The sequence below is a fragment of the Rhodococcus sp. 21391 genome, assembly GCF_016772255.1.
Lineage (GTDB): Bacteria > Actinomycetota > Actinomycetes > Mycobacteriales > Mycobacteriaceae > Rhodococcus_F > Rhodococcus_F opacus.
Map to the genome: position 1 here is coordinate 373,143 of NZ_CP063781.1, position 22,676 is coordinate 395,818.

Consider the following 22,676-nt stretch of genomic DNA (forward strand, 5'->3'; position numbering starts at 1 on the left):
CGTGTGGCGGTCAGAGGCCGAGATCGCTCAGTCCGGGATGATCCGACGGTCGCACGCCGGACATGTCCCAGAAGAACTTGCGGTCGGATTCGTCGATCGGCACGTCGTTGATGCTGGCGTGACGCCACCGCATCAGACCGTTGTCGTCGAACTGCCAGTTCTCGTTGCCGTACGCGCGGAACCACTGCCCGTCGGTGTCGTGGAACTCGTACGCGAACCGGACCGCGATCCGATTCCCGTCGTGCGCCCACAGTTCCTTGATCAGACGGTATTCCAGTTCGCGGTCCCACTTCCCGGCGAGGAAGTCGACGATCTCGCGGCGCCCCTGCAGAAAGGTGGACCGATTGCGCCACCAACTGTCCTCGGTGTAAGCCTGCGCGACCTTCTCGGGATCACGGGAATTCCAGCCGTCCTCGGCGGCGCGGACCTTCGCGATCGCGGTGTCGAGTGTGAACGGGGGTACGGGTGGGCGAACGGACATGGTGAGCGTTCCTCCGGGAGGTGTTGTACCTACCGGTACAGACTGTACCAATTGGTACAGTGCGCTGTCCAGGGTTGCGGCGGACACACGTGACGGCCGATGCCCCCGCCGTGACGGCGAGGGCATCGGCCGAGCGTGAAACCTAGTGCGTTTCGGCGAGTTCCGCGCCGATACCGGTCTCGGCGCGCACCAGCATCTCGGCGAACTTCTCGTCTCGATCCGCCGAACGTCCGTGAAGGCGTTCGCCGGCGAGGGAGCCGATCACGGCGGCGGCCAGCCCGAGCGGCATCGTGATGATCACCGGCAACTGAATGGTCAGCGGCGCCGGACCACTACCCAGCCAGAGCGCCTCCGTGAACATCAGACTGACCACGGTGGATGCTAATCCCACCGAGATGCCCCACACGGCGCCTGTGCTGTTGAACCGCCGCCAGTTGAGGCTGAGCAACAGGCTGGGCAGGTGCGCACTGCCTGCGACCATGAAGGCCATACCCATGAAGTAGGTGATGTTGGTGGTGTCGCCGATCGCCATCGTCAGTCCGATCGCGACGACGCTGAACGCGACCGCCGCATACCGGGCGATCTTCGCCTCGCGGGCATCCGCCGTCTCGGTGCCGGCATCGGCGGATTTCCGGCGGGTGAGGGTGGGCCACACGTCGTGGGCGAACGTTCCCGCAGCCGAGATCACGACGCCCGCGACGACCGCGACGATACTCGCGAATGCGACGGCTGCCACCATGGCCAGCGCGATCGAACCACCGATGGTGCCGACGCCCCCGCCGAGTTCCGTGACCAGCGTGGGTGCCGCGAGATTGCCGCCGGCGCCGACGCGATCCGCCCCGTCGGGACCGAGAAGCGCGGCGGTGCCGAAGCCCATGACGATGACGATCAGGTAGAAGATGCTGCACAGCGCGACGGTCCAGCCGAGCGACTTTCGTGCCGTCGCGGCCTCGGGGACGGTGAAGAAGCGAATCAGGATGTGCGCCATACCGGCCGTGCCGAGCGCGAACGCCAGGGAGTACGAGATCAGGTTGATCGCACCGGTCTGCCCGAAGATCAGGCCCGGCGAGAGGATGGCATCTCCGGCCGCGGCGTTCGAGGTTGCCGCCCCGAGCATGCCGGGGACGCTGAAGCCGAACTTCGCGAGGATCCCGAGGCACACCACGATCGCCAGGATCGACAGGATCGACGACTTGATCACTTGAACCCACGTGGTCGCCAGCATTCCGCCGACGAAGACGTAGATGCCCATGAGTGATCCGGCGACCACGACGGACAGGCCGAACGGGATCCCCGAGACGGACTCGAGCAGTACGCCGGCCGCCACGAGTTGGGCGAGCAGCACGAACGTGCCGGTGACGATGGTGCTGAGTGCAACCACCACCCGGACGCGACGTGCGCCGGTCCGGAACACCAGAACATCGGCGAGCGTGAACTTTCCGACGTTCCGCATCTTCTCGGCGAGGAGGAAGAGGACGGGGAGGAAGGAGACCACCGACGTGCACAGAATGACGGCGCCGTCGACGCCCTTGTAGAAGATCAAGCCCGTGGTGCCCAGGAAACTGCCCGCGGAGATGAATTCGCCGGCGATCGCGAAACCGTTCTGCCAGCCGGTGATCGAGCGTCCCGCAGCGAAGAATCCGGTGGCGCTACGGCTTCGGCGCGATGCGGCGAACGTCACCCACAGCGTGAGCGAGATGACGGCGGCACAGATGCCGATGGCGAGGAAATCGGCGTCGCCGGTCATGAGGCACGCTCCTGATCACGTTGCGCGATGGCCCGGACGGCGGCATCGGCGGCGGGTTGGATGAAGGTACGGGAGAGGCGGAAGTACGCGAACACGAGCACCCAGGTGCCGGCGAACTGGGAGAACACCACCCACAGCGACAGTGGAATGCCGAATGCCGTGTTGTCGCCGAGGAGTTCGGGGAAGAAGGCGAATCCGACGAGAAACCCCGAGAACAGTGCGAGCGCGATCAGGCCGAGTCCGGTGGTGACGGCCCGGCGTCGTCGCCGCAGTTCGACGAACTCCGGCAACGCGAGGATCGGTGACCAGACGGCTGCGCTCGCCGCGGTGGCGGGGGACTCGGTGGTCACGCGTTCACCGCCGCACGTCGCGCCGAGTCGAGCGCGAACTGGTTCTCGTCCCAGCCCTCCGTGAGCGGACCGAAGTAGTGGAAGCGCACCTGCTTGACGCGGTACAGCCAGCGGCCGTCGACCTTGACGGCCTCGTCCGTGTACCGGCCGGCGGCGATCGAGGCGTCGCCGTCTGACACGCAGGGCTGCCACAGGAACGAGCGGACGGTGGCGCGATCGCCGTCGAGGTCGATCTCCAGGTTGGTGATGAAGTGCCAGAACGCGGTGAGCCCGCCGGGTGCGAGGCCGGCGAAGAACGCCCGCATCTCGCTCTTGCCCTTCGGGTTGGACAGCCCGTCGAATTCGCCGTCGTCGGTGAACAGATCCATCAGGGCGTCCCAGTTGCCGTCGTCGAGATGGCGGCAGTACTGCGCGTCGAGGTACCGGATGGCCTCCAGGTCTTCGAGGCGGCGGATTCGTTCTTCGAGAGTGCTCAAGGTGGCATACCTCCACGGTGTGAGGAGCGGAATGCGCGAACCGGTAATTAACAATCGTTCACGTGATCTGGACCATAACGGACGCGCTACCGTCGGTCAACACCGTGCGCCGCTCACCCTGTCCGCCGTGCGTGATGCGTGGTGAGCTGCATTTTCTTCAGGGTGTATTGCCCGCGCCTCGCGTGGCACCTACCCTCCGAGGGATGAACACTCGGTCAAGCGGTGCAGTGATTCCCTCCGTCCGGCAGCGGATCCTGGACGCGGCGCTGGAGGAGTTCTATACCGCCGGCTTTCATGCGGCGACCATGCGCACCATCGCCAAACGTGCTGGCTGCAGCGCCGCCAACGTGTACAACCATTTCGAGAACAAGGACGAGCTCCTGGTCGAGATTCTGCGGTCGGCCAGTGACGAGCAGTTCACCGCCACCCGGACCGCCCTGCGGAGGGCAGGGTCCGCACCGGCGGAGCAGTGGACGGCTGCGGTGGTCGCGCATTCGCTGTACACCGCCCGCAACCAGCAAGCCTGCCTGGTGGCGAACACCGAATTGCGGTACCTCGACGAGGTGGACCGCAAACGGGTCGTGGGCTCGCGCGACGCGCAGGAGCATTTGTTCGTCACCATCGCGGAGGCGGGTGTGGCCGGCGGCGACTTCGACGTCCCCCACGTTCACCAGGCGGTGACCGCGGTGCTCACCATGTGCGCGGGAATCGCGCTCTGGTACCGCCCGGACGGACCGTTGTCCGCGCAGGCGGTCGCGGACTCGTACGGCGTCTATGCGCTCAACCTGGTCGGATACCGTCCCGCGTGAAGCGGGGAGATTCGGCATTGACGGTGCGTTCCCGTCCGTGCTGTACTGGGTGAACAAGCGTTAATGTGATCCGAGTGTGGAACCGCGAGTTCTCCCGAGTCACGCGCCCCGTAGTTCGAGTGGATGAGGAGTGTCCATGACTCACCGGCCGTCACAGCCGCGTACCGACTCACCGCGGTATCTGACCGAGGACCGGGTGGCGATCCGCGACCTGGCACGCGATTTCGCGATGAAGCAGGTGCTCCCGGTCGCGAACGAACTCGACCCGGTGCAGGGCACCATCCCCGACACGTTGAAGAAGGCGATGGCCGAGGTCGGGTTCTTCGGGATCATGATCCCCGAGGAACACGGCGGTCTCGGTCTCGGAGTGTTCGAGTACTGCCTGGTCGCCGAGGAGTTGTCCCGGGCGTGGATGAGCGTGTCGGGGCTGCTGGCCCGCGGTAACGGGATGGGCGGCGGATTCACCCCGGAGCAGGAGGCGGCGTTGCTGCCGAAGGTCGCCCGCGGTGAGTACCTCGGTGCGTACGCCCTGTCGGAGGCCGAGGCCGGATCCGATGTGGCGAACATTTCGTGCCGCGCGACCCGCGACGGCGACGACTGGGTGATCAGCGGCACCAAGATGTGGTGCACGTACGCCGACGAGGCCGACTACCTGGTGCTGTTCGCGCGCACCGATCCGAACAAAGATCCGGCGAAACCGCACCGCGGGATCAGCGCGTTCCTGATCGAGAAGCAGCGCGGCGGGTTCCCCGAAGGGATCAGCGGGACGAAGATCCGCAAGATCGGATATTTCGGGTGGAGCACGTGGGAGCTCTCGTTCGACAATTTCCGGGTGTCCGCCACGGCCATGCTCGGTGAGGAGGGCAAGGGCTTCTACCTGGCGGTGTCCGGTCTCGAGGTGGGGCGGGCGCATACCGCGGCCCGCGCGATCGGTCTGGCTCGGGGCGCGTTGGAGGATTCGATCGCGTATCTGCACACCCGCAGACAGTTCGGGCACGAGTTGGCCGATTTTCAGCATCTGCGGTTCAAGGTCGCGACGATGGCCGCCGACATCGAGGCCGCCCGGCAATTGATGTACTCGGTGGCCACCGATATCGACACCGGCCGGCGGTGTTCGCTGGAGGCGTCGATGTGCAAGTTGGTGGCGACGGAGATGGCCGAGCGGGTCACGAGTGAGGCGGTGCAGATTCACGGCGGCGCCGGGTACACCACCGACTTCCAGGTCGAACGGCATTGGCGCGATGCGCGGTTGACGAAGATCTTCGAGGGCACCAGCGAGATCCAGATGCGGATCATCTCCGACGAACTCCTGGGGAGGGCGGGCGAATGAGCTCACTCACCACAAGTATCGCCGTCGGCGATCGCACTGTGAGCGACGCCCGGCGCGTCTCCGAACTCGGACTGTCGCTGCCGGAGGCGTCGCTGACGGGAATCGTGGTAGCGGGAGTACTCGCTCCGGCGACGACGTCCGGTGCCACACGCACCGGACTGCAATGGAATTCGCAGTACGCGGTGGCGGGCGACGACGTCGTCCACGTCGAGTCCGTCGTCACGCGCATCGAACAGTCCGAGACCGGAGCCGAGTTCGATCGCCACGTGCGGCTCGTCGACGAGGCCGGGTCGATTCGCGAGGAGGGAATCGAGACGTGGCGTTCGCCCGAACCGTCCGACGTGCGATTCGATCCCGCTGTCGACTTCTGCACACCGGCCTGGGGAGAGCGTCTCCGCGAATCTGTCTCCACCGATACAGCCTTCGCGTCCTCCCTGTCGACGTGGGACGGCACCGTGGGTCTGCGTTGCACCGACTCCTCGGGCCGGGCCCGCGAACTGCAGCTGCGGATCTACCGCGGAACGATCATCGACGTCGCCCGCCGCGTCCCGGGTGGGGCTACGTTCACGCTCATCGCCCCGGCTGTCACCTGGGTCGACCTCGTGTTCGCCGAACGGAACGATTTCATGCGCCGCGCCATCAGTGGTGAATTCTCCTCCAGCGGTGACGGGTACGAGTACCTGCGCCTCACCAAACCACTCGACATCATCATCGCCCATGCCCGCAGCGCCGCACGTGAGTGGCAAAGCGTGTCGGGGCACACTTTGCCACTCACGTGCGGAAGGGAGGCCCGGCCATGATCGAGGCCCGATACCTGGAGATCGACGGAGCGCTCGGCTTCGTCGAGATCATCACCCCCGACAATCAGCCGGACACCGAGGCGCCCACAGTTCTGTGCCTGCACACCGCAGGCCAGAGCGGAGTCCAGTGGCGGCGCGTCGCGTCCGAACTGGCAGGCCGGGGCTACCGGGTGATCGTCCCCGACCTTCCGGGGCACGGACGTTCCGAGCCCGCGGTCGACGGTCCCGTCACCAGCATCGTCACGTTCGGAGACTGGCTCGGGAAGGTCCTCGATGCGCTCACCGTCGAACGGCCCTTCGTCGTCGGGTGTTCCATCGGTGGCAAGCTGACACTCGAGCTCGCCACGCGGTCGTCGAGGCCGCTGGCCGGAGCGATTGCGATGGCAGCGGAGGCCGGTCCCGGCCGCGTCAACGTGGGTGGGCTGCGCCGCGAACTCGAGGATGTCGCCGGGCCCAGCCGCGCCGACCGCACCTACCTGGGCACGCTCGCCTCCGTCGGACATACCGTGCCCGAGGCGAAGGCGCACCTGATCGCCACGATGCACAAGCGTGAGGACCCGGAGATCTCGTCCTCCGACCTGATCGGCTGGGGCACGCACGACGTGCGCGACCGGATCGCCGAGATCACCTGTCCTCTCAGGCTCGTCGCCGGAGCGCAGGATCCGTGGATCGACGCCGGACGCGTCGAGCAAACCGTGTCGGCACTCGACGCCGCCCGTCCCGGACTTGCGTCGTTCACCCTGCTCGAGGGCATCGGCCACTACCCCATGGAGGAGATCGACGACTTCGCCTCGATGGCGGACGAGTGGTTGACCGAACTGCGTGCGGCGGTGGTGCTCTCGTGACGGCGCACGACACGGCGACGCGCCGTGACACACTCGCCTCGCTGCTCGACGAACTCGTGACCGCCGACCCGGGTGCCGCCGCAACCCTCGACGTGGTCGACGGCGATCCGGTCGTCACCAGCCGCAGCGAACTTCGTGCCCGCGTCGACGCCCTGAAGTCGGAACTCCTGCGCGTCGGCGTCCGGCGCGGCCAGTGTGTGGCCGTCCTGCTGCCGAACTGGTCGGACGCGATCGTGTGGCAACTCGCCGCGTCCGCTGTGGGTGCACACGTCATCGGCGTCAACACCCGCTACAACACGCACGAGATCGCACACATCCTCACCTCGGCGCGCCCCGCGGTGGTGGCCGTGGCCGACCACTTCCACGGTCTCGACCTGTTCGGCCGACTCGAAGAGGCACAGCACTCCCTCGACCTCCCGGCACCGGCTGTTGCCGTCGTGTGCGGACCTCGAACGGAAAGCGCCGCTCCCGACCTGGCGCGATTCGACCTCGGCGGCGGTGCCTGGACAGCGGGCAGCGCGGACACCGGAACCGTCCAGGTGCCGGAGACACCCGACATGGCGACCGTCACGGCTGCCGGCGAGCGGGCTGACCCGGACGACGTGCTCGCAGTCGCGTTCACGACGTCCGGATCCACCGGTGTCCCCAAACTCGCGGCGCACCGCGAATCGGCGGTGGTACGGCACGCGCGGGCCGACGCCGTCGTCCTCGGCGTCGAACCGGGCGACGTCACCCTGTGCGTCCTGCCGGTGTCCGGGGTATTCGGATACTCCACTGCCCTGGCCACTCTCGCGGGTGGCGGCACGCTGCTGATGGAACCCGTCTTCGACGCCGCGGCCACGCTGGCCCGGATGGAATCGGCGAAGGTGACGCACGTCGTCGGCGGTGACGATCTCTTCACCCGGCTCCACGACACGTGGCAGGCGGGTAACCGTGCCGACCTGTCGTCGTTGAAGCGCCTCGGCATCGCCGACTTCCTCGGCCGGTCGCACGAGGTCGCCGCGTGGGTGCGCGACGAATTCGACGCCGTCACCACGGGTGTCTTCGGGTCGTCCGAGGTGTTCGCCCTGATGCTGCTGTGGGATGCCGCGGACCCGGAATCCCTGCGCTGGAACGGCGGTGGGCGCCCGGTCGAACCCGGCATCGAGGTTCGCATCGTCGACCCGCTGGACGACTCGGTCCTTCCGGACGGTGAGCAGGGTGAGCTTCAGGTGCGCGGACCGAACGTCGTCGACGCCTACCTCGGCAATCCGGATGCGGCCGCACGGGCGTTCACGAGGGACGGGTGGTTCCGCAGCGGCGACCTCGCCGTCGCGACCGGCGACGGAGGCTATACGTATGTATGCCGAATGGGGGACGTGCTCCGGCTACGCGGGTTCCTGGTGGACCCCGCCGAGATCGAGCACCGGCTGGCGGAACACGACGCCGTCCACCTGACGAAGGTCGTGGGCATCACCGGCACCGGCGGATACACCGAGGCCGTGGCGTTCGTCGTCCCTACCGACGGTGCGTCGGCCGGCGCCGCCGAGCTCAGGGCCTGGTGCGCAGAGTCGCTGGCGGCGTTCAAGGTTCCCGCCGCGGTGCACGTGATCGAGGAAATGCCGACCACCGTGGGCGGCAACGGAGCCAAGATCCGAGCGGTCGAACTGCGTGAATGGGCGCAGCGCTGGACCGATCAAGAAAGGGATTTCCGCAGTGCCTGAAAGTACGAATGCCCAGGCGGACGACGTCGTCGTCTGCGAGCCCCTGCGCACCCCCGTCGGCCGATACGGCGGGCAGTTCAAGGACGTGCCCGCCGCCGACCTCGGCGCTCGGGTGGTGTCCGAACTGCTCACGCGGACGAAGGTAGATCCGGGCCGCGTCGACGACGTGATCTTCGGTCAGTGCTACCCGAACGGTGAGGCGCCTGCCATCGGCCGCGTCGTGGCCCTGGACGCGGGAATGCCGGTGACGGTTCCCGGTCAGCAACTCGACCGTCGTTGCGGATCCGGTCTGCAGGCCGTGCTCGACGCGGCGATGCGGGTGCAGACGGGGATCGCCGAGCTGGTGATCGCCGGCGGCGTGGAATCGATGAGCCGCGCCGAGTACTACACCGAGTCGATGCGCTGGGGAGCCAAAGGTGCGCCGGCAGCGCTCCACGACAGGCTCGCCCGCGGTCGTGTCACCGCAGGCGGACGCAACTATCCGGTGCCGGGCGGCATGCTCGAGACGGCGGAGAACCTGCGCCGCAAGTACGACATCAGCCGCCTCGAGCAGGACGAGCTCGCGGTGAGTTCCCACCGGCGGGCGGTCGCCGCGATCGACTCGGGAAAGTTCGCCGAGGAGACCGTGCCGGTGGAAGTTCCCGTCCGGAAGGGCGATCCGCAGGTCGTCGATCGGGACGAGCACCCCCGTGCCGACACGACAATCGAGTCGCTCGCTCGGTTGCGGCCCATCGTGGGCGCCACCGACCCCGAGGCGACCGTCACCGCCGGCAACGCCAGCGGGCAGAACGACGGTGCGGCAGCATGCCTCGTCACCACCCGGGCGGAGGCGGAGCGTCTGGGGCTCCGGCCCCTCGCACGCCTGGTCACCTGGGCGGTCGCGGGGGTGGAGCCGTCCGAGATGGGCATCGGACCGGTGCCGTCCACCGAACGGGCCCTGAAACGCGCCGGGCTGACCCTCGCCGACATCGACCTCATCGAACTGAACGAGGCCTTTGCCGCACAGGCGCTGGCCGTCACGCGCGAATGGAACTTCGGTGCACAGGATTTCGACCGCACCAATGTCAACGGCTCGGGAATCTCGCTCGGGCACCCCGTCGGCGCGACGGGAGTGCGGATCCTCACCACACTGCTGCGCGAGATGGACCGTCGCGGAGTCCGTTACGGCCTGGAGACGATGTGCATCGGCGGTGGCCAGGGGCTGACCGCCATCTTCGAAAGGGTCTGACAGCTCAGCTGTCGAGAGCCCGAATCCAGTCGGTGAGCGCCCGCACAACCTGTGCGGGCGCTTCCGGCATCAACGCATGGCTCGCGTTCGGCACGACGGTCACGGTAACCAATTCGCCGAACCGATCCCGCAATTCGTTCTCCGTCTCACGCGGACGGAACGGATCGAGAGCGGACTGCAGATCCAGGATCGGCTGGTGCGCGACATCCCACCACTCCTCCTTGGGTGTGGCGGACGAGGCGGCGAGCTGCCGCTTCGACACCCCCGGATACCAACCGGTGAGCCACTCCCTCGGATCGTTGCCGGGGGCGAAGAATCCGATCTGCAGGTAGCCGATCCGCTCTTCGTCGGGCAGTGACGAATCGGAGCATTTGACCGCCAGCGCCGTCAGCGCGGCCGGGTAGTTGCGGGCACCCGCCGCAGCCACGACGACGCCGCGCACCAGGTCGGGCCGGTCGGCGGCGAGCATCCGGGCGACGTAGTGCCCGAAGGCATGACCGAGAACGACGGCCGCACCGTTGTCCTGCGCCTCGATCACCGCTCCGATATCTGCGGCCAGGTCGCGCAACGTGATGTTCTCCAATGGTCCCGTGCTCCGGCCGATGCCACGCGGCTGGGGTCGGGAGACCCGGAAACCGTTCTGCGCGAGTCCACAAGCGACGTCGTCGTAGTCGTACGACTCGCGCCCGAGCGAAGGCAGCAGGATCACCGACGGACCGCTGCCCTCGACGACGACCTCGATCACGGCGGTCGCGGTGTGCACGAATTCCGTTGTCCGCGCAGGTGATGTGCTCGGCATGATGATTCCTCCACAAACGTCGATCCCCGGGCGACACGATCTTCCGCGTCGCCCGGGGGAGGGTGGGTGTCTCAGTCCGCGGCGGGATCGAGCGCGAAGTCGTAGCTGACAACCTTACGCCCGGCGTCGTCGAGCTGGGGATCCAGGAGGAGTTCGGGTTTCGTTGCGGTGGCGACGTCGTCGTCGATCCAGTCGCCGCCGGCGAAGTACAGTTGGGTGATGATCGGCTGCTTGCCCGGGGACGTCACCCGCAGGTGCAGGTGCGCCGGCCGCCACGGGTGCCAGCCGGCCCCCTCGATGAACTGACCGGTCGGGCCGTCGGTCGGGATCTGGTACGGGGCAGGCTCGATGGTGGTGATCTCGTACCGCCCCTCCGGGTCGGTGACGATGGTGCCGCGCAGGTTCCATTCCGGTAGGTGCGGCGCGAACTGCGAATAGTAGCCCTCGTCGTCGGCGTGCCACAACTCGATGGTGGCGCCGCCGAGGCCGGCCCCGTCGAGGTCGGTCACCCGGCCGCGGAGGACAAGCGCGGGGTGGGCCCGGTCCTCGTCGCGCATCGGCAGGGTGCACCGCGCGGGCAGTTCCGGTGCCCCGGGCACGTAGTACGGTCCCTCGATGCTGCCCTTGGTGCCCCGGAACCTGGTGGAGTTCACCTCCTCGATGTCGTGCTCGACGAACACGTCGAGCAGCAGCGGCCACTCGCCGCCCTCACCGACATCGATGAGCCACTGCTTGAGGACCCGGTACTCCGGGTAGGTGACGGCGTGCTTGTGGATCAGGGCGCTCAGCCCGGCGAGCGCCTCGGTGGCGATCGCGGACAGGCGTTCCGGGGACGTGTCGGCGGTGAACCTTGCGCCCTTGAACTTGTCGGTGGCGGCGTTGCCGGAGCCGACCGCGGTAGGGCTGTCGATGGTGGTCATGTTTCTCCTGGTCTGCGCGATTAGCTGCGGCCGAAGTAGGACACGTCGTCGTTGCCGATCAGGTCGGGCACGGTCCACCCGTCGAGGTCGTACTCGGCCAGGCACTGCTCGGCCAGACCCTTCATCGAGCTGACCGTGCCCCGGTTCTCGGCGAACATCAGCAGTTCCGCCTTCACGCCCTCATGGTTGCCGGCGTAGTTCCGTTCGTACAACTCGTGGCGGCCACCGAACTCGCTGCCGATCGAATCCCACAGTGCCTTCATGATCTTGACGCGTTCGACCGCGGTCATCCCCTCCGAACCGCGGACATACTTGTCCAGGTACGGGCGGACGTCGGGGCTCTTGAAGTCGGCGGACGAGGACGGCAGGTAGATCAGCCCGGACGCGACGTCCTGTTCGATGATCTCCTTGATCCGCGGGTAGCCCTGCTGCATGAACATCCGGTACGTCAGCCCGTACTCGAGCTTCGGGATGACGGTGTCGCCCACCCACGGTTCCGGGTCGCGGACCATCGATTCGGTGAGTGACCAGAACAGGTTCCGCCAGCCGATGACCTCGCCGACGCGGGTCTGCACGCCGCGGAACCCGCCCGCGCCGGTGGCGTCGAGGGCCTTCATCAGCATGCCGGCGATGAAGTCGAGCTTCACGGCGAGACGGGTGCAGCCCTGCAGGGTGAAACGCGGCAGGAACCCGGACTGCGGGAAGAACGCGTTGATCTTGTCGACGTCGCCGTACATGAAGACGTTCTCCCACGGCACCAGCACCTTGTCGAAGATGAAGATGGTGTCGTTCTCGTCCATCCGCGACGACAGGGGGTAGTCGAACGGGGAGCCCATCACCGCGGCCTGCTGGGTGTAGGAGGTTCGGCAGATCAGCTTCACGCCCGGTGCGTCCATCGGGACGGTGCAAATCAGCGCGAATTGCTTCTTCTTGATCGGCAGACCGTAGTGGGCGATGAAGTTGTAGTTGGTGATGGCCGAGCCGGTGGCCACGACCTTGGCGCCACTGACGATGAGTCCGGCGTCGGTTTCCTTCTCCACCTTCATGAACACGTCACCGACCTCGTCGGGCGGGAGCTGCCGGTCGACGGGCGGGTTGATGATCGCGTGGTTCCAGTACAGGACCTTTTCCTGCGATTCCTTGTACCAGCGCTCGGCGTTGTCCTGGAACGGCGAGTACAGCTCCTTGTTCGCGTGCAGGGTGCCGAGGAACGACGCCTTGTAGTCGGGGGACCGGCCCATCCAGCCGTACGTCATCCGCGCCCAGGTGGCGATCGCGTCACGATCCTTCAGCAGATCGTCGGAGTTCTTCGGCGCCCGGAAGAACGGCATCGTCACACCCCCGCTGCCGGTGTCCGTCGGTGTGGTCAGGGTGTCGACGTGCTCGCCGGTGTGCATCGCGTCGTAGAGGCGGGCGGTCATCCGGATCGGGTTACGGAACGCCGGATGCGTCGTGACATCCTTGACACGCTCGCCGTGCAGGTAGATCTCGCGGTCGTCGCGCAGCGACTCGATGTACTCGTCACCGGTCATCGGACGGGTGGCGAAGTTCGCGGTCCGGTTCGCTTCACAGTCGGCGGAGACATTGACCTTCGTGCGGTCGACGTCGGTATCGGGGGCAGCTTCGGTGGTGGTCATGGTGTTCCCTTTCGGTCAGGATTACGAGGCAGCCTGAGCGAGCTGCAGGTGGAGCGGAGTGAACGACGCGGCGGCATCGAACCATCCGCTGTGGGGGTCGTCGAGGCAGCCGTTCCACGCCGTGGTGCCCGAGGTGGCACCGAGGTCGTGGAAGGTGCTGCGGTAGAACAGCAGTGGGTCCTTGGTCGCGTCGACGGTCGCGTCGACGATCTCGCCGATGAAGATGATGTGGTCACCGCCGTCGTAGGAAGCCCAGGGTGAGCACGTGAGCGTGGCCGCGTTGCCGGACAGCGCGGGAGCGATGCCAGCGGAGTCCCACACCGGTTCCGTCCGTTGCGGTTTGCCCGCGAAGTGCATGGCCGTGTCGAGCTGATCGGCGGCCAGAATGTTCACCGCGAAAGGCGCATCACCGAGGTAGCTGCATGCCTTCGACTTCCGGGTCAACGTCACCTGGCACAGCCGCGGCTCTATCGAGACGGCGGTGAAGGCGGTGACGGTCGCGCCGTGCGGCTCACCGGCGGCATTGGCGCACGTGATCACGGTGACGCCACTGGCGAACTGGCCGAAAATGTTACGCAGAGTGCGCTGGTCCATTTCTCCTGACCGCCTTTCTGCACGATTCGTGCGATTACCCCTGCGATTGGGGACCTGCACAACGTATGACGGGCGTCACAGTCCGTCGATCCGCAATGCGAAGGCGCGATCCGGAACGCGAAACGGGTTTGCCGGACGTGGGTCGCCGGCGCTTGCAGTGACGTGAGTCACAGGCGATGCTAAGGTCGGGAGTTGCCCATGCGCGGTCGTGGCGCGAGGTGAGAGGTCTGGACGTACGCATGCGAGGACGGTTGGAAGGTCCCGGTTTCACCGACTGGGACGAGGTTCACGAGGTGGTCGCGGACGCGTACTTCCCTCACGAGCTGCGTCCGCTGTCACGGGACACCGCTGCGCGGTCTTCCCTGGAGTCCTCGCAGATGGGCCCGTCCAGGCTCGCCCGGATCGGTTTCGGCGCGCCCGTGTCGATCGAGTCCGACCATCCCGGTGCGTACGGCATCAACATCCCCCTGGCCGGCCGCATCGTCTCCGTCACCGGCGGGACGGAAGTGACCTCGACGCCGGGGCTGGCCACCATCTGCCCGCCCGACACCCGCACCGTCATCACCAACTGGAGCAGTTCCTGCGAGATCATCGGATTCAAGGTGGACCGGGACTACCTGCAGCGCGAAATGGACCGCGTGCTCGCACGGCCCGGCCAGGAGTTGCCGCGGCAACTCGACCTGCGCACCGGCGCAGGCGCCGACTGGCTGAGGTTCGTCCGCTCCGTCGCCGACCAGGCGTTGCGCGACAGCGTTCTCCTGCACAGCGATCAGGTGTCGCAACAACTGTGTGGAGCGTTGACCACCGCGCTCGTGCTCACCGCGATGCCGGACGACGACACGGGTGCCGCGGGAATCCGGCCGCGCATCGTCAAGCGGGTCATCGACGCGATCCAGCAGGACCCGGCCCGGCCCTGGAGCGCGGGGGAGATGGCCGAACTCGTCGGCGTGAGCGTCCGGCGCATGCAGCAGGGGTTCCGCGAATACGTGGGTATGACTCCGATGGAGTACCTCGTCGACGTGCGCCTCGAGCGTGTCCACGCCGACCTCACCGGAATTGGCTCCTGCGCTACCGTTTCCGAAGTCGCGACACGCTGGGGAATCATGCATACCGGAAGATTCGCCGCCGCCTACCGCCGCAAGTACGGCGTGACGCCGTCCGAGTCACTGCGCGATCGCGGGGTCTGATCGGTCCGGTGGGGAGGCTCGGTTTCGCCTCTGAAACGTGTCGGACCCTCGCGGTAGTATTCGCACATGAGTTCGACTGGGGGGTCGTCGGCGGGTAGCCGGGTGGCGGAGCATCTGTCGATGCTCGCTGCCGCGGTGGACGGGTTGCTCGATGCCGAGTTGTCGGACTCTGATCTCGTCGAGGTGATGCGCGGGGTGGAGCAGTGCCTTCGCCGCGCGGAGGCGGTCTCACACCGATTGGTCGTGGAGAGCGTGGAACGTTCGGTCCCGGCAAGTCTGGGGTATTCGTCGCCGAAGAAGCTCCTGATCGACGTGCTCCGGATCTCGGGCGCGGACGCGTCCGCCCGCGTCACCGCTGCCCGCGAGCTGGGCGTGTGGCACGCCCTCGCTGGCGTTCCGATGCCACCGGTGTTGCCGGAAACCGCTGCGGCACAGAGCGACGGTGACATCGGCACGGATCATGTGCGGGCGATTGCGAAGGTGATGCGCAAGATTCCCCACGCCGTCGACAACGACGCGGTCGCCGACGCCGAGGCCGTGCTCGCGAACTTGGTGAGAAGCGGAACCCCGGAGGATGTGGAGGAGGCCGGGCACCGGTTGCTGGCATACCTGAATCCGGACGGGAACCTCGGCGACGACCGAGACCGGAAACGCCGACGGGGCATCTCGATCGGTCGGCAGGACACCGAGCTGATATCGAGAATCTCCGGTGAGCTCGATCCCGTAGCGCGGGCGATGCTCGATCCGATCCTCGCCACATGGGCGCGGCCCGGAATGAACAACCCGAACGATCCCGCCTCGCCGGCCGGCGACGGCGAAGACCCGTCGATCGATCGTGACCTGTTGGCGGCGGCGGCCGTCCGCGATACCCGCACCGCAGCGCAGCGCAATCACGATGCGTTCAGCGCAGTGTTCCGGGCGCTGCTCGAGTCGGGGGTGCTCGGCCGGCACCGGGGCCTCCCTGCCACGGTGATCGTCACGATGACACTCGAGCAGCTGGAGCAGGCGGTCGGTGGTCTGGCCACGACCGCCACCGGTGGGTTGCTCCCGATCGCGGACGCATTAGTATTGGCCGAGGAGGCGCATCCGGTGCTCGCGCTATTCGACCATGCGGGTCGTCCACTGCACCTTGGTCGGCGACGTCGTCTGGCCAACGCCGACCAACGGCTCGCGCTGATCGCCGCAGATGGGGGTTGCACCCGGCCGGGGTGCTCGTCACCGGCGAGTCTGTGTGCGGTTCACCATGTCACGGACTGGCACAAGGGTGGGCACACCGACATCGAGGGTCTCGCCCTGGTCTGCGACGCCTGCCATGCTCAGGTCAACGACGGTCCGGCCGGATGGGCGACGAGGTCTGCGCCCCACCATTCCGCATACGCGGGCCGGACCGAATGGATTCCGCCACCACACATCGACCCCACCCGAAGACCGCGAATCAATAACCGACATCACCCCGGTGAGTTGATCGAGGATGCGCGGCGGCAGCTCACCCACAGTCCACCAGCAGGTGCCGCGGGCCTCGCAGCACCGGGTTGGGCCGGTAGGGCGGCGGGTCCTCGACGAGGCGCGGATTGTGGAGGCGGCGGATGAGTTCGGCGAGCGCCATCTGCCCCTCGAGGCGGGCGAGGGGAGCGCCGAAGCAACTGTGGATGCCGCTGCCCAGACCCACGTGCTGGTTGTCCGCGCGGTCGGGGACGAACTTGTCGGCGTCGACGAAGCGTTCGGGATCACGATTGGCCGATGCCAATGCCAGTACGAGCGGCGAACCCTTCGGGACCGTGACACCGTCGATTTCGATGTCCACGATCGGCGTTCGCTGACCCAGGAGATGCACGGGCGGTTCGAAGCGGAGCAGTTCCTCCACGGCCTGCGGCATCAACTGCGGTTCGGCGCGAAGACGTTCGAGAACATGGGGATTGCGCAGCAAGGTCAGCATGCCGTTGGTGATGAGGTTGACGGTGGTCTCATGCCCGGCGATGAACAGCAGGATGGAATTGGTGACCAACTCGACGGTGTTCAACTGACCGTCGGGCCCCGAATCGTTGGCCAGGCCCGACAGCATGTCGTCACCGGGATCGCGGCGACGGTCCTCGATGAGACCCGCCATGAACATGGCCATCTCCATCTGGGCCTTCTGCGCCACCTTCACCTGCTCGTTGTCGGCGCTGGTGCGACGCGGGTCGATGGCTGCCACCAACGCGTCGGCCCAGGCGTGGAACCTGGGTTCCTCCTCGTGGGGTACTCCGAGCAGTCGGCAGATCACGGTGACGGGGAAGGGGTAGGCGAAGTCGTCGACGATGTCGATGCGCTCCTTACCGTCCAGCCCGTCGACCAGTTTCGTGACGAGTGTGGCGAGTTCGCCACGCATGGAGTCGATTCGGTCGGGGCTGTGCGGCGGGCCGAACTGTCGCGTCGTCAGTCTCCGTAACCGATCGTGCTCGGGTGGATCGAGTTTGAGGAACGACTCCGGCCCGTCGCCGGCACGATCCGATCCGGGAAGTCCCGGACCACGGTTGTGCAGGTCGGAGCTGATCCGCGGGTCGTGCAGGAGCGCCATGACGTCGTAGTACCGTCCGACGAGGTAGGAGCCGTTGTCCTGCGGCGCCACCCGGGACTCGCGAAGTTCCTCGTACAGCGGATACGGATTCGGCCGGCTCGCCTGGTCGGTGATCCGCTGGAACAGCTGCGCACGCGACATGGACACTCTCCCTGTTACTTCGGTAGCGAGACGAACTCGACGCGACGTTCGGTGGGCAGATGGCCGGTCACCGCGACGGTGGGTCCGTGGCTGAGAACGGCCGGGTCCGGCAACTCCGACGCACGCACCTCGAACGGCTCCGCCCGGTCCATGACGTCGAAGTCCGGGGGGAACGCGGCCGCCGACTCGATCAAGCCCCGGTAGAAGTCGAGCCACTTACCCTGATTGAACGCCACAGCCGCCGTGACGCGTCCGCGGAAGCCGTACGCCGCCACGAATCGCCGGTCGGCGACGAAACCCTGCGTGATTACCACCTGATCGGAGTAGGTGGGGATACCCACGGACTTGATGTTGACGCCGAACTGGCTGGACCAGAACGCCGGAATCTCGAGGTGCGGTCGCCGACGGAGACCGTCGTGGATCATGTTGTGCGCCGCCACCTCGGCCTGACCGATCGCGTTGCCCCAGTGCTCCAGTGCCAGCAACTGGTAGTCGTAGAGCGGATGTGGCTGCCGCGCAACGTCACCGGCGACGAATACGTTGTCGGTGACGATGCCGTTGATGTCGAATGCCCGGCAACCGGCGTCGCACGTGACCCCGCGGGGTCCCGCGGCGAGACCGGAGCCGAACAGCCAGTCGGTGTTACGGATACTGCCCTGCGCGACGATCGCCACATCGACGTCGAGTGTGGTCCCGTCCGACAGGTGCGCACGGCACAGCTGCCCGTTGCCGTCCCCGTCGAGCCCGGTCACCGTGACCCCGGTGCGCAGGTCGACGCCGTGGTCGCGTTGCATGTCGGCCGCGACCGCCGCCACCACTCCGCCGAGCGCGCCGACCAGCGGTGCCGGGCCGCGTTCGGTGACCGTCACGGACAGCCCGCGCTCCCGGCACACCGACGCGATCTCCGAGCCGGTGAACCCGGCCCCGATCACCAGGACATGACGAGGTCCGGCGGACAGTCGCTCGTTCAGCCGGCGTGAGTCGTCGCAGGTTCGGATGGTGAAGACGCCGTCGAGTGCGGCCTCGGACGAGTTCGACCACGGCCTGGCGCGGACGCCGGTCGAGATCAGCACCTTGTCGAACTCGACGGTGGCGCCGTCGCTGAGAACAACCCGGTTGTTCTCCAGATCGAGACGGGTGGCCCGCACACCGAGCCGCCACTGCGCGTCGAGGTCCGGGCGGAAGGGCAGCGCCGCGTGGTCGGGCGGCATGATTCCGAGGAGCACGGCCTTCGACAGCGGGGGCCTGTCGTACGGCTCGTAGGGTTCGTCGCCGATCAGGGTGAGGGAACCGTCGAAGCCCTGCCCCCGCAGTGCCTCCGCGGCGCGCAGGCCCGCGAGCGACGCACCGACGATGACGATCCGCACGTCACTGCCCATCGTGTCGGTCGGGGATGTCCGTGGTGATGGCATGCACCGGGCACGCGGCGGCGGCTTGCGCCACATGGTCGCGTTCGTCCTCGGTGGGGCCCGCGTCGTAGAGAAGTGCCTCTTCTCCGTGAAGGGTGAAGACGCCGGGTGCGAGGAACACGCACTGCGCGTAACCCTGGCACCGATTGAGGTCGACGACGAGCTTCACGTCAATCATCCCGATTCTGAACAGTTCTGGTCACACGGGTCCACAGGGACTGCGCGGCGCACGGCCGTCCGATCGCGTCGGGCGGAGACCTCCACCCGGAAACCAGTATTCCGGAATGGCCGAACTGTTCGGTTTGGATCCGCTGTTCTGGAGCCATTCAGAAATGTGGCGCCGTCCGCCCCTACCGACGGGTAGTACCCTGAAGTAGTAACGAGAGTTACAAGTATCTTGCCGGAGTTCGTATCCTGCTGGCGAGAAACAACTTTCGGACACGGTCTCGATTCGGCAACACGGACGCCCCGATCGTGATGTGATGTGGTGACAAGAGACCGACAACGCCCAGTGGCGGCACCTCAGAGGCGGAAGATTGACGATCGAAGCTCACCGCGACACCCGCGCGACACGGCACCTGTCCGCTTTGGACGGTGCAGTACAGATCCTGACCACCGCGCGCGGTAGCTCGTACAGCGCGGACCAGGCCTTCGACGAACTACTCGATTCCTCCATGCGGCATCAGGTCGATGTCGGGGATCTGGCGGAAGCCCTCGCCGACCTCGCCGACGGCGTGCACCCCGCCGCAGACGACCATCGACGGGCACGGGACGTGGCCACCCGGGAATGGGGAGCCCTCCTGTCCGGTAACACCGGCTAACCGGCGCAGTCGATACACGTCTGCGCGGCAGGTAGCGCGTCGAGCCGGACGTCGGCGATCGGCAGGCCGCACCGAGTGCAGAGGCCGTACGTCCCGTCGTCTAGCCGCTGCTGCGCCGCCGCCAGATCCTCCAACTCGCGCCGCGCGTCGGCCAGTAGCGCCGACACCTGGGCCCGCTCGAACGCGATGGTCGAACCCTCGGGGTCGTGTTCGTCGTCGTCCGTGGTGAATTCCGAACCCTCCACGATCGCGGTGAAACGGCCGGTCAGCGATGCGATCCGGCGTTCGGTGTCGGCGCGTTCCTCGGCGATTCGGGTGTGGTGTTCCGGGACGGTCATGTCTGGGTCAACGTCGGTAACGGCCCGGTGCTTCCCCACGTAATCCGCTCGATCGACCCAGAATTTTCTGTCAGGCTTCCGGCATGGGACGCACATTCGAGGAGTTGGTGGCCGAGGCGGAATCCGTGTCGGTGGACGGCTGGGATTTCTCCTGGCTGGACGGCCGGGCCACCGAACAGCGGCCGTCGTGGGGATACCAGCGCCTGATGGGTGAACGGCTCGCGCGCGCGAAGGCCGCTCTGGACATCCAGACCGGGGGCGGGGAGGTCCTCGCCGGTGCGGCGAAGATGCCTCCTGTGATGGTGGCGACGGAATCGTGGCCGCGCAATGTCGCGAAGGCCACGGCGCTGCTGCACCCGCTCGGTGCGGTGGTGGTGGCCGACGCGGACGAGCCGCCGCTGCCCTTCGCCGACGGCGCCTTCGACCTGGTGACGAGCAGGCACCCCACCACGGTGTGGTGGGACGAGATCGCCCGCGTCCTGCAACCCGGAGGCACGTACTTCTCGCAGCACGTCGGTCATGCGAGTGTCTTCGAACTCGTCGAGTACTTCCTGGGGCCGCAACCGGAGAAGGTGCGGCGTGGCCGCCACTACGAGGACGAGTGTGCGGACGCGCAGGCCGCCGGTCTCGACGTCGTCGATCTCCGCTTCGAATCCCTGCGGATCGAGTTCTTCGACATCGGCGCCGTCATCTACTTCCTGCGCAAAGTGATCTGGATGGTGCCCGGCTTCACCGTCCAGCAGTACCGCGAGCGGCTGCGGGAGCTCCATGAGCTGATCGAGGCGGAGGGGCCGTTCGTGGCGCACTCGACCCGCTTCCTCATCGAGGCTCGCACCCGCGGCTGACTCAGCCCATCGACTTCGACCCGTCGAGAGCCTCCCGGATGATGTCGGCGTGCCCGGCGTGCTGGGCGGTCTCGCCGATGATGTGGAGCAGGACACGGCGGGCGGACCAGCGTGATCCCGGTTCGAACCACGGCGCTTTCGGCAGCGGATGCGAGATGTCGAGGTCGGGCAGCGAGGCCACGATCTCGTCGGTCCGGTGCCCCACCTTCGCGTACCGGTCGAGGACGTCGGCCAGCGTCTCGTCGTCGCGGAGTGTGAACTCCTTCTCGCGATTGTCGGTGCCGGTGCCGTCCGCGGGACCGCCCCGAACGGCGTCGGTGCCGCGCACGATGAAGTCGGCCCACACCCGTTCGACGTCCGACACGTGTTTGACGAGTCCGCCCAGGCACAGTTCGCTCGCCGTCGTGCGCTGGGCCGCCTGCTCGTCGGTGAGGTCCCGGACGGTGTAGCGGAGGAAGTAGCGGTGCTTCGCCAGCGACTCCAGCAAATCGGCACGCTCGCCGGTCGTCGACGTTTTCGCGGTAGAGGTCACGGTGATCACCTGCTCCAGCCGGTCCGATGATGCCCATTCGACCGTAGCGGTCAGCCGCCGTGCGCGGTGACATAACCGGTCGCGCGGCCGTGGGTGTCGAGTTCCCACCCCATCCGCTTCCGGGACCGGAGCGTGACCGACGAGTCGATGATCTCGAGACTGGGGGCTCGGCTCTCCAGCCACTCCTGAACCCGCAACAGGTCGGGCAGCGAGGGCACCCACATGCTGACGAGGAAGTTCGCGGGCCCGGTGAGCGACATGCACAACCTCAGTTCGGGCCGGGTGTTGACGATCTCCACGACCTCCCGGTGTGCGCGCACGGGCAGGCGGCACCACCACGTGACGGTGATGGGCCACCGCGTCGCGTCCTGGGCCACGTCGCAGCGCAGCACCACCGCACGGGAGCGCAGCAACCCCGCGAGCTGCCTGCGAACCGATGATGCCGGCCGGTCGATGACCGAGGCGATCTCGCGCGCGGACGCCCGGCCGTTCCGGGTGAGTTCGCGGACGAGCGCGCGGGCGACCTCGTCCGTCAGGCTTTCCGGCCGAGCCGATCCGGACTGCGGAGGGGTGCTTTCCAGCGCGGCGATCGCGGCGGACTGTGCCGTGTCCAGGGAATCGAGGCGCCAGCGACTGCCCTCCGCGTGGAGTGCGGTGCACGTGTGGGTCCGGGTCGAATTGACGCTCGGATGGCCGGGCAGTTCCTCGAGCACCAGGTCCGACAACTCGTTCAGGGATCCCGTCTGCACGGTCAGAATGAGGTCCCGCCCGCGCGCCGCTTGCTCGATGGACGCCACCCGCGGGTCGCGAGTGAGGGCCTCGACCAGCGCCTTCGTGCCGCTGAGATCGCACGTCACCTCGATCATGGCGGTGAATGCACCGGCGCCCGTCATCGGCGCGGGGTACGCGGTGATCCAGGCCAGTCCGCGCTCGGTGATCGACTCCCATCGCCTCGCCAGCGTCGCGGACGTCGTCCGCAGGATCGGGGCGAGCTCGGACCACGTCGCCCGCGGACGGATCTGCAACGCGTGAATGAGCGAAAGCTCGGATTCTGTCAGAATTTCGCGCATAGAACACTTTCTGAGTCAGTACAGGTGATCGTTTTCGACGATCTCGGCAGTCCGTCG

24 protein-coding genes are annotated in these 22,676 nt (G+C 67.1%); 10 read left to right on the forward strand and 14 right to left on the reverse strand.

Annotated features, from left to right (window positions below; all coding sequences use genetic code 11):
* Positions 1 to 10: 10 nt before the first annotated feature.
* The 4 genes from GO592_RS01800 to GO592_RS01815 form a co-directional block, all read right to left on the reverse strand.
* Positions 11 to 481 (reverse strand): nuclear transport factor 2 family protein, encoded by a 471-nt coding sequence (locus GO592_RS01800; RefSeq protein ID WP_007297581.1) that lies wholly within the window; start codon positions 479 to 481, stop codon positions 11 to 13.
* A 142-nt stretch (positions 482 to 623) separates the two neighbouring features.
* Entirely contained in the window at positions 624 to 2,228 is a 1,605-nt protein-coding gene (locus GO592_RS01805; protein WP_007297582.1) for a solute symporter family protein, read from the reverse strand.
* Positions 2,225 to 2,578, reverse strand: a complete 354-nt coding sequence (locus tag GO592_RS01810; RefSeq protein ID WP_007297583.1) for a DUF485 domain-containing protein — start codon at positions 2,576 to 2,578, stop codon at positions 2,225 to 2,227. Before GO592_RS01810 ends, GO592_RS01805 begins: the two co-directional genes overlap by 4 nt.
* Positions 2,575 to 3,054 (reverse strand): nuclear transport factor 2 family protein, encoded by a 480-nt coding sequence (locus GO592_RS01815; RefSeq protein ID WP_007297584.1) that lies wholly within the window; start codon positions 3,052 to 3,054, stop codon positions 2,575 to 2,577. Before GO592_RS01815 ends, GO592_RS01810 begins: the two co-directional genes overlap by 4 nt.
* A gap of 203 nt (positions 3,055 to 3,257) precedes the next feature.
* Between GO592_RS01815 and GO592_RS01820 the strand changes: the two genes are divergently transcribed.
* The 6 genes from GO592_RS01820 to GO592_RS01845 all read left to right on the forward strand — a co-directional run bounded on the left by GO592_RS01820 (position 3,258) and on the right by GO592_RS01845 (position 9,769).
* Positions 3,258 to 3,863, forward strand: coding sequence for a TetR/AcrR family transcriptional regulator (locus tag GO592_RS01820; RefSeq protein ID WP_050998621.1), 606 nt, complete (start codon positions 3,258 to 3,260; stop codon positions 3,861 to 3,863).
* A 136-nt stretch (positions 3,864 to 3,999) separates the two neighbouring features.
* On the forward strand, positions 4,000 to 5,193 hold the full coding sequence (locus GO592_RS01825) for an acyl-CoA dehydrogenase family protein (protein ID WP_007297585.1): 1,194 nt from the start codon (positions 4,000 to 4,002) through the stop codon (positions 5,191 to 5,193).
* Positions 5,190 to 5,993, forward strand: coding sequence for a hypothetical protein (locus tag GO592_RS01830; RefSeq protein ID WP_007297586.1), 804 nt, complete (start codon positions 5,190 to 5,192; stop codon positions 5,991 to 5,993). The genes GO592_RS01825 and GO592_RS01830 overlap by 4 nt, the downstream gene beginning before the upstream one ends.
* Positions 5,990 to 6,838, forward strand: a complete 849-nt coding sequence (locus GO592_RS01835) for an alpha/beta fold hydrolase (protein WP_007297587.1) — start codon at positions 5,990 to 5,992, stop codon at positions 6,836 to 6,838. Before GO592_RS01830 ends, GO592_RS01835 begins: the two co-directional genes overlap by 4 nt.
* Positions 6,835 to 8,541 carry an AMP-binding protein gene (locus GO592_RS01840; RefSeq protein WP_007297588.1) on the forward strand — a complete coding sequence of 569 codons (1,707 nt, stop codon included), beginning with the start codon at positions 6,835 to 6,837 and terminating at the stop codon, positions 8,539 to 8,541. Before GO592_RS01835 ends, GO592_RS01840 begins: the two co-directional genes overlap by 4 nt.
* Entirely contained in the window at positions 8,534 to 9,769 is a 1,236-nt protein-coding gene (locus tag GO592_RS01845) for an acetyl-CoA C-acetyltransferase (protein WP_007297589.1), read from the forward strand. Before GO592_RS01840 ends, GO592_RS01845 begins: the two co-directional genes overlap by 8 nt.
* A 4-nt stretch (positions 9,770 to 9,773) precedes the next feature.
* Here the strand turns inward: GO592_RS01845 and GO592_RS01850 are convergent, their stop codons facing one another.
* The 4 genes from GO592_RS01850 to GO592_RS01865 all read right to left on the reverse strand — a co-directional run bounded on the left by GO592_RS01850 (position 9,774) and on the right by GO592_RS01865 (position 13,719).
* Positions 9,774 to 10,568 (reverse strand): alpha/beta fold hydrolase, encoded by a 795-nt coding sequence (locus GO592_RS01850; protein WP_007297590.1) that lies wholly within the window; start codon positions 10,566 to 10,568, stop codon positions 9,774 to 9,776.
* 71 nt (positions 10,569 to 10,639) lie between these two features.
* Positions 10,640 to 11,488 carry a catechol 1,2-dioxygenase gene (catA, locus tag GO592_RS01855; RefSeq protein ID WP_005251124.1) on the reverse strand — a complete coding sequence of 283 codons (849 nt, stop codon included), beginning with the start codon at positions 11,486 to 11,488 and terminating at the stop codon, positions 10,640 to 10,642.
* 20 nt (positions 11,489 to 11,508) lie between these two features.
* Complete coding sequence (locus tag GO592_RS01860; RefSeq protein WP_007297591.1) at positions 11,509 to 13,125, reverse strand: 4-hydroxyphenylacetate 3-hydroxylase family protein; 1,617 nt, start codon at positions 13,123 to 13,125, stop codon at positions 11,509 to 11,511.
* A 21-nt stretch (positions 13,126 to 13,146) separates the two neighbouring features.
* Positions 13,147 to 13,719 (reverse strand): flavin reductase family protein, encoded by a 573-nt coding sequence (locus GO592_RS01865; RefSeq protein WP_005566286.1) that lies wholly within the window; start codon positions 13,717 to 13,719, stop codon positions 13,147 to 13,149.
* A gap of 239 nt (positions 13,720 to 13,958) precedes the next feature.
* Between GO592_RS01865 and GO592_RS01870 the strand changes: the two genes are divergently transcribed.
* Together GO592_RS01870 and GO592_RS01875 are read left to right on the forward strand one after the other, a co-directional pair.
* Complete coding sequence (locus GO592_RS01870; RefSeq protein WP_007297592.1) at positions 13,959 to 14,906, forward strand: AraC family transcriptional regulator; 948 nt, start codon at positions 13,959 to 13,961, stop codon at positions 14,904 to 14,906.
* Between the two features lie 66 nt (positions 14,907 to 14,972).
* The gene (locus GO592_RS01875; RefSeq protein WP_237720425.1) at positions 14,973 to 16,496 is read left to right on the forward strand and encodes an HNH endonuclease signature motif containing protein; all 1,524 of its coding nucleotides are present in this window, start codon (positions 14,973 to 14,975) and stop codon (positions 16,494 to 16,496) included.
* Here the strand turns inward: GO592_RS01875 and GO592_RS01880 are convergent.
* Genes GO592_RS01880 through GO592_RS01890 form a run of 3 tightly spaced genes read right to left on the reverse strand, consistent with a single transcriptional unit; the run spans position 16,393 to position 19,191 of the window.
* The gene (locus tag GO592_RS01880; protein ID WP_007297594.1) at positions 16,393 to 17,604 is read right to left on the reverse strand and encodes a cytochrome P450; all 1,212 of its coding nucleotides are present in this window, start codon (positions 17,602 to 17,604) and stop codon (positions 16,393 to 16,395) included. The two genes, GO592_RS01875 and GO592_RS01880, sit on opposite strands and share 104 nt — an antisense overlap.
* 14 nt (positions 17,605 to 17,618) lie before the next feature.
* Positions 17,619 to 18,983: an NAD(P)/FAD-dependent oxidoreductase gene (locus GO592_RS01885; RefSeq protein ID WP_007297595.1), complete on the reverse strand. Its 1,365-nt coding sequence runs from the start codon at positions 18,981 to 18,983 to the stop codon at positions 17,619 to 17,621.
* Positions 18,973 to 19,191 carry a ferredoxin gene (locus GO592_RS01890; protein WP_007297596.1) on the reverse strand — a complete coding sequence of 73 codons (219 nt, stop codon included), beginning with the start codon at positions 19,189 to 19,191 and terminating at the stop codon, positions 18,973 to 18,975. The genes GO592_RS01885 and GO592_RS01890 overlap by 11 nt, the downstream gene beginning before the upstream one ends.
* Before the next feature lie 358 nt (positions 19,192 to 19,549).
* Between GO592_RS01890 and GO592_RS01895 the strand changes: the two genes are divergently transcribed.
* Positions 19,550 to 19,834 (forward strand): ANTAR domain-containing protein, encoded by a 285-nt coding sequence (locus tag GO592_RS01895; RefSeq protein WP_007297597.1) that lies wholly within the window; start codon positions 19,550 to 19,552, stop codon positions 19,832 to 19,834.
* On the opposite strand, the gene GO592_RS01900 is transcribed toward GO592_RS01895, so the two are convergent.
* Positions 19,831 to 20,172, reverse strand: a complete 342-nt coding sequence (locus GO592_RS01900; RefSeq protein ID WP_005259009.1) for a TraR/DksA family transcriptional regulator — start codon at positions 20,170 to 20,172, stop codon at positions 19,831 to 19,833. The genes GO592_RS01895 and GO592_RS01900 overlap by 4 nt on opposite strands.
* An 83-nt stretch (positions 20,173 to 20,255) precedes the next feature.
* Between GO592_RS01900 and GO592_RS01905 the strand changes: the two genes are divergently transcribed.
* On the forward strand, positions 20,256 to 21,017 hold the full coding sequence (locus GO592_RS01905; RefSeq protein WP_007297598.1) for a class I SAM-dependent methyltransferase: 762 nt from the start codon (positions 20,256 to 20,258) through the stop codon (positions 21,015 to 21,017).
* 1 nt (position 21,018) lies between these two features.
* On the opposite strand, the gene GO592_RS01910 is transcribed toward GO592_RS01905, so the two are convergent.
* Entirely contained in the window at positions 21,019 to 21,558 is a 540-nt protein-coding gene (locus GO592_RS01910; protein ID WP_007297599.1) for a DinB family protein, read from the reverse strand.
* Positions 21,559 to 21,599: 41 nt separating this feature from the next.
* Positions 21,600 to 22,619, reverse strand: coding sequence for an Lrp/AsnC family transcriptional regulator (locus tag GO592_RS01915; protein ID WP_007297600.1), 1,020 nt, complete (start codon positions 22,617 to 22,619; stop codon positions 21,600 to 21,602).
* Positions 22,620 to 22,676 lie beyond the last annotated feature (57 nt).

Excerpts from the sequence above, each read along its gene's own strand:
- GO592_RS01870 (WP_007297592.1), top strand. The coding sequence starts at position 13,959 with ATGCGAGGACGGTTGGAAGGTCCCGGTTTCACCGACTGGGACGAGGTT.
- GO592_RS01860 (WP_007297591.1), bottom strand. The coding sequence starts at position 13,125 with ATGACCACCACCGAAGCTGCCCCCGATACCGACGTCGACCGCACGAAG.
- GO592_RS01800 (WP_007297581.1), bottom strand. The coding sequence starts at position 481 with ATGTCCGTTCGCCCACCCGTACCCCCGTTCACACTCGACACCGCGATC.
- GO592_RS01805 (WP_007297582.1), bottom strand. The coding sequence starts at position 2,228 with ATGACCGGCGACGCCGATTTCCTCGCCATCGGCATCTGTGCCGCCGTC.
- GO592_RS01835 (WP_007297587.1), top strand. The coding sequence starts at position 5,990 with ATGATCGAGGCCCGATACCTGGAGATCGACGGAGCGCTCGGCTTCGTC.
- GO592_RS01915 (WP_007297600.1), bottom strand. The coding sequence starts at position 22,619 with ATGCGCGAAATTCTGACAGAATCCGAGCTTTCGCTCATTCACGCGTTG.
- GO592_RS01850 (WP_007297590.1), bottom strand. The coding sequence starts at position 10,568 with ATGCCGAGCACATCACCTGCGCGGACAACGGAATTCGTGCACACCGCG.
- GO592_RS01830 (WP_007297586.1), top strand. The coding sequence starts at position 5,190 with ATGAGCTCACTCACCACAAGTATCGCCGTCGGCGATCGCACTGTGAGC.
- GO592_RS01880 (WP_007297594.1), bottom strand. The coding sequence starts at position 17,604 with ATGTCGCGTGCGCAGCTGTTCCAGCGGATCACCGACCAGGCGAGCCGG.
- GO592_RS01875 (WP_237720425.1), top strand. The coding sequence starts at position 14,973 with ATGAGTTCGACTGGGGGGTCGTCGGCGGGTAGCCGGGTGGCGGAGCAT.
- GO592_RS01820 (WP_050998621.1), top strand. The coding sequence starts at position 3,258 with ATGAACACTCGGTCAAGCGGTGCAGTGATTCCCTCCGTCCGGCAGCGG.
- catA (WP_005251124.1), bottom strand. The coding sequence starts at position 11,488 with ATGACCACCATCGACAGCCCTACCGCGGTCGGCTCCGGCAACGCCGCC.
- GO592_RS01890 (WP_007297596.1), bottom strand. The coding sequence starts at position 19,191 with ATGATTGACGTGAAGCTCGTCGTCGACCTCAATCGGTGCCAGGGTTAC.
- GO592_RS01905 (WP_007297598.1), top strand. The coding sequence starts at position 20,256 with ATGGGACGCACATTCGAGGAGTTGGTGGCCGAGGCGGAATCCGTGTCG.
- GO592_RS01825 (WP_007297585.1), top strand. The coding sequence starts at position 4,000 with ATGACTCACCGGCCGTCACAGCCGCGTACCGACTCACCGCGGTATCTG.
- GO592_RS01865 (WP_005566286.1), bottom strand. The coding sequence starts at position 13,719 with ATGGACCAGCGCACTCTGCGTAACATTTTCGGCCAGTTCGCCAGTGGC.
- GO592_RS01885 (WP_007297595.1), bottom strand. The coding sequence starts at position 18,983 with ATGGGCAGTGACGTGCGGATCGTCATCGTCGGTGCGTCGCTCGCGGGC.
- GO592_RS01900 (WP_005259009.1), bottom strand. The coding sequence starts at position 20,172 with ATGACCGTCCCGGAACACCACACCCGAATCGCCGAGGAACGCGCCGAC.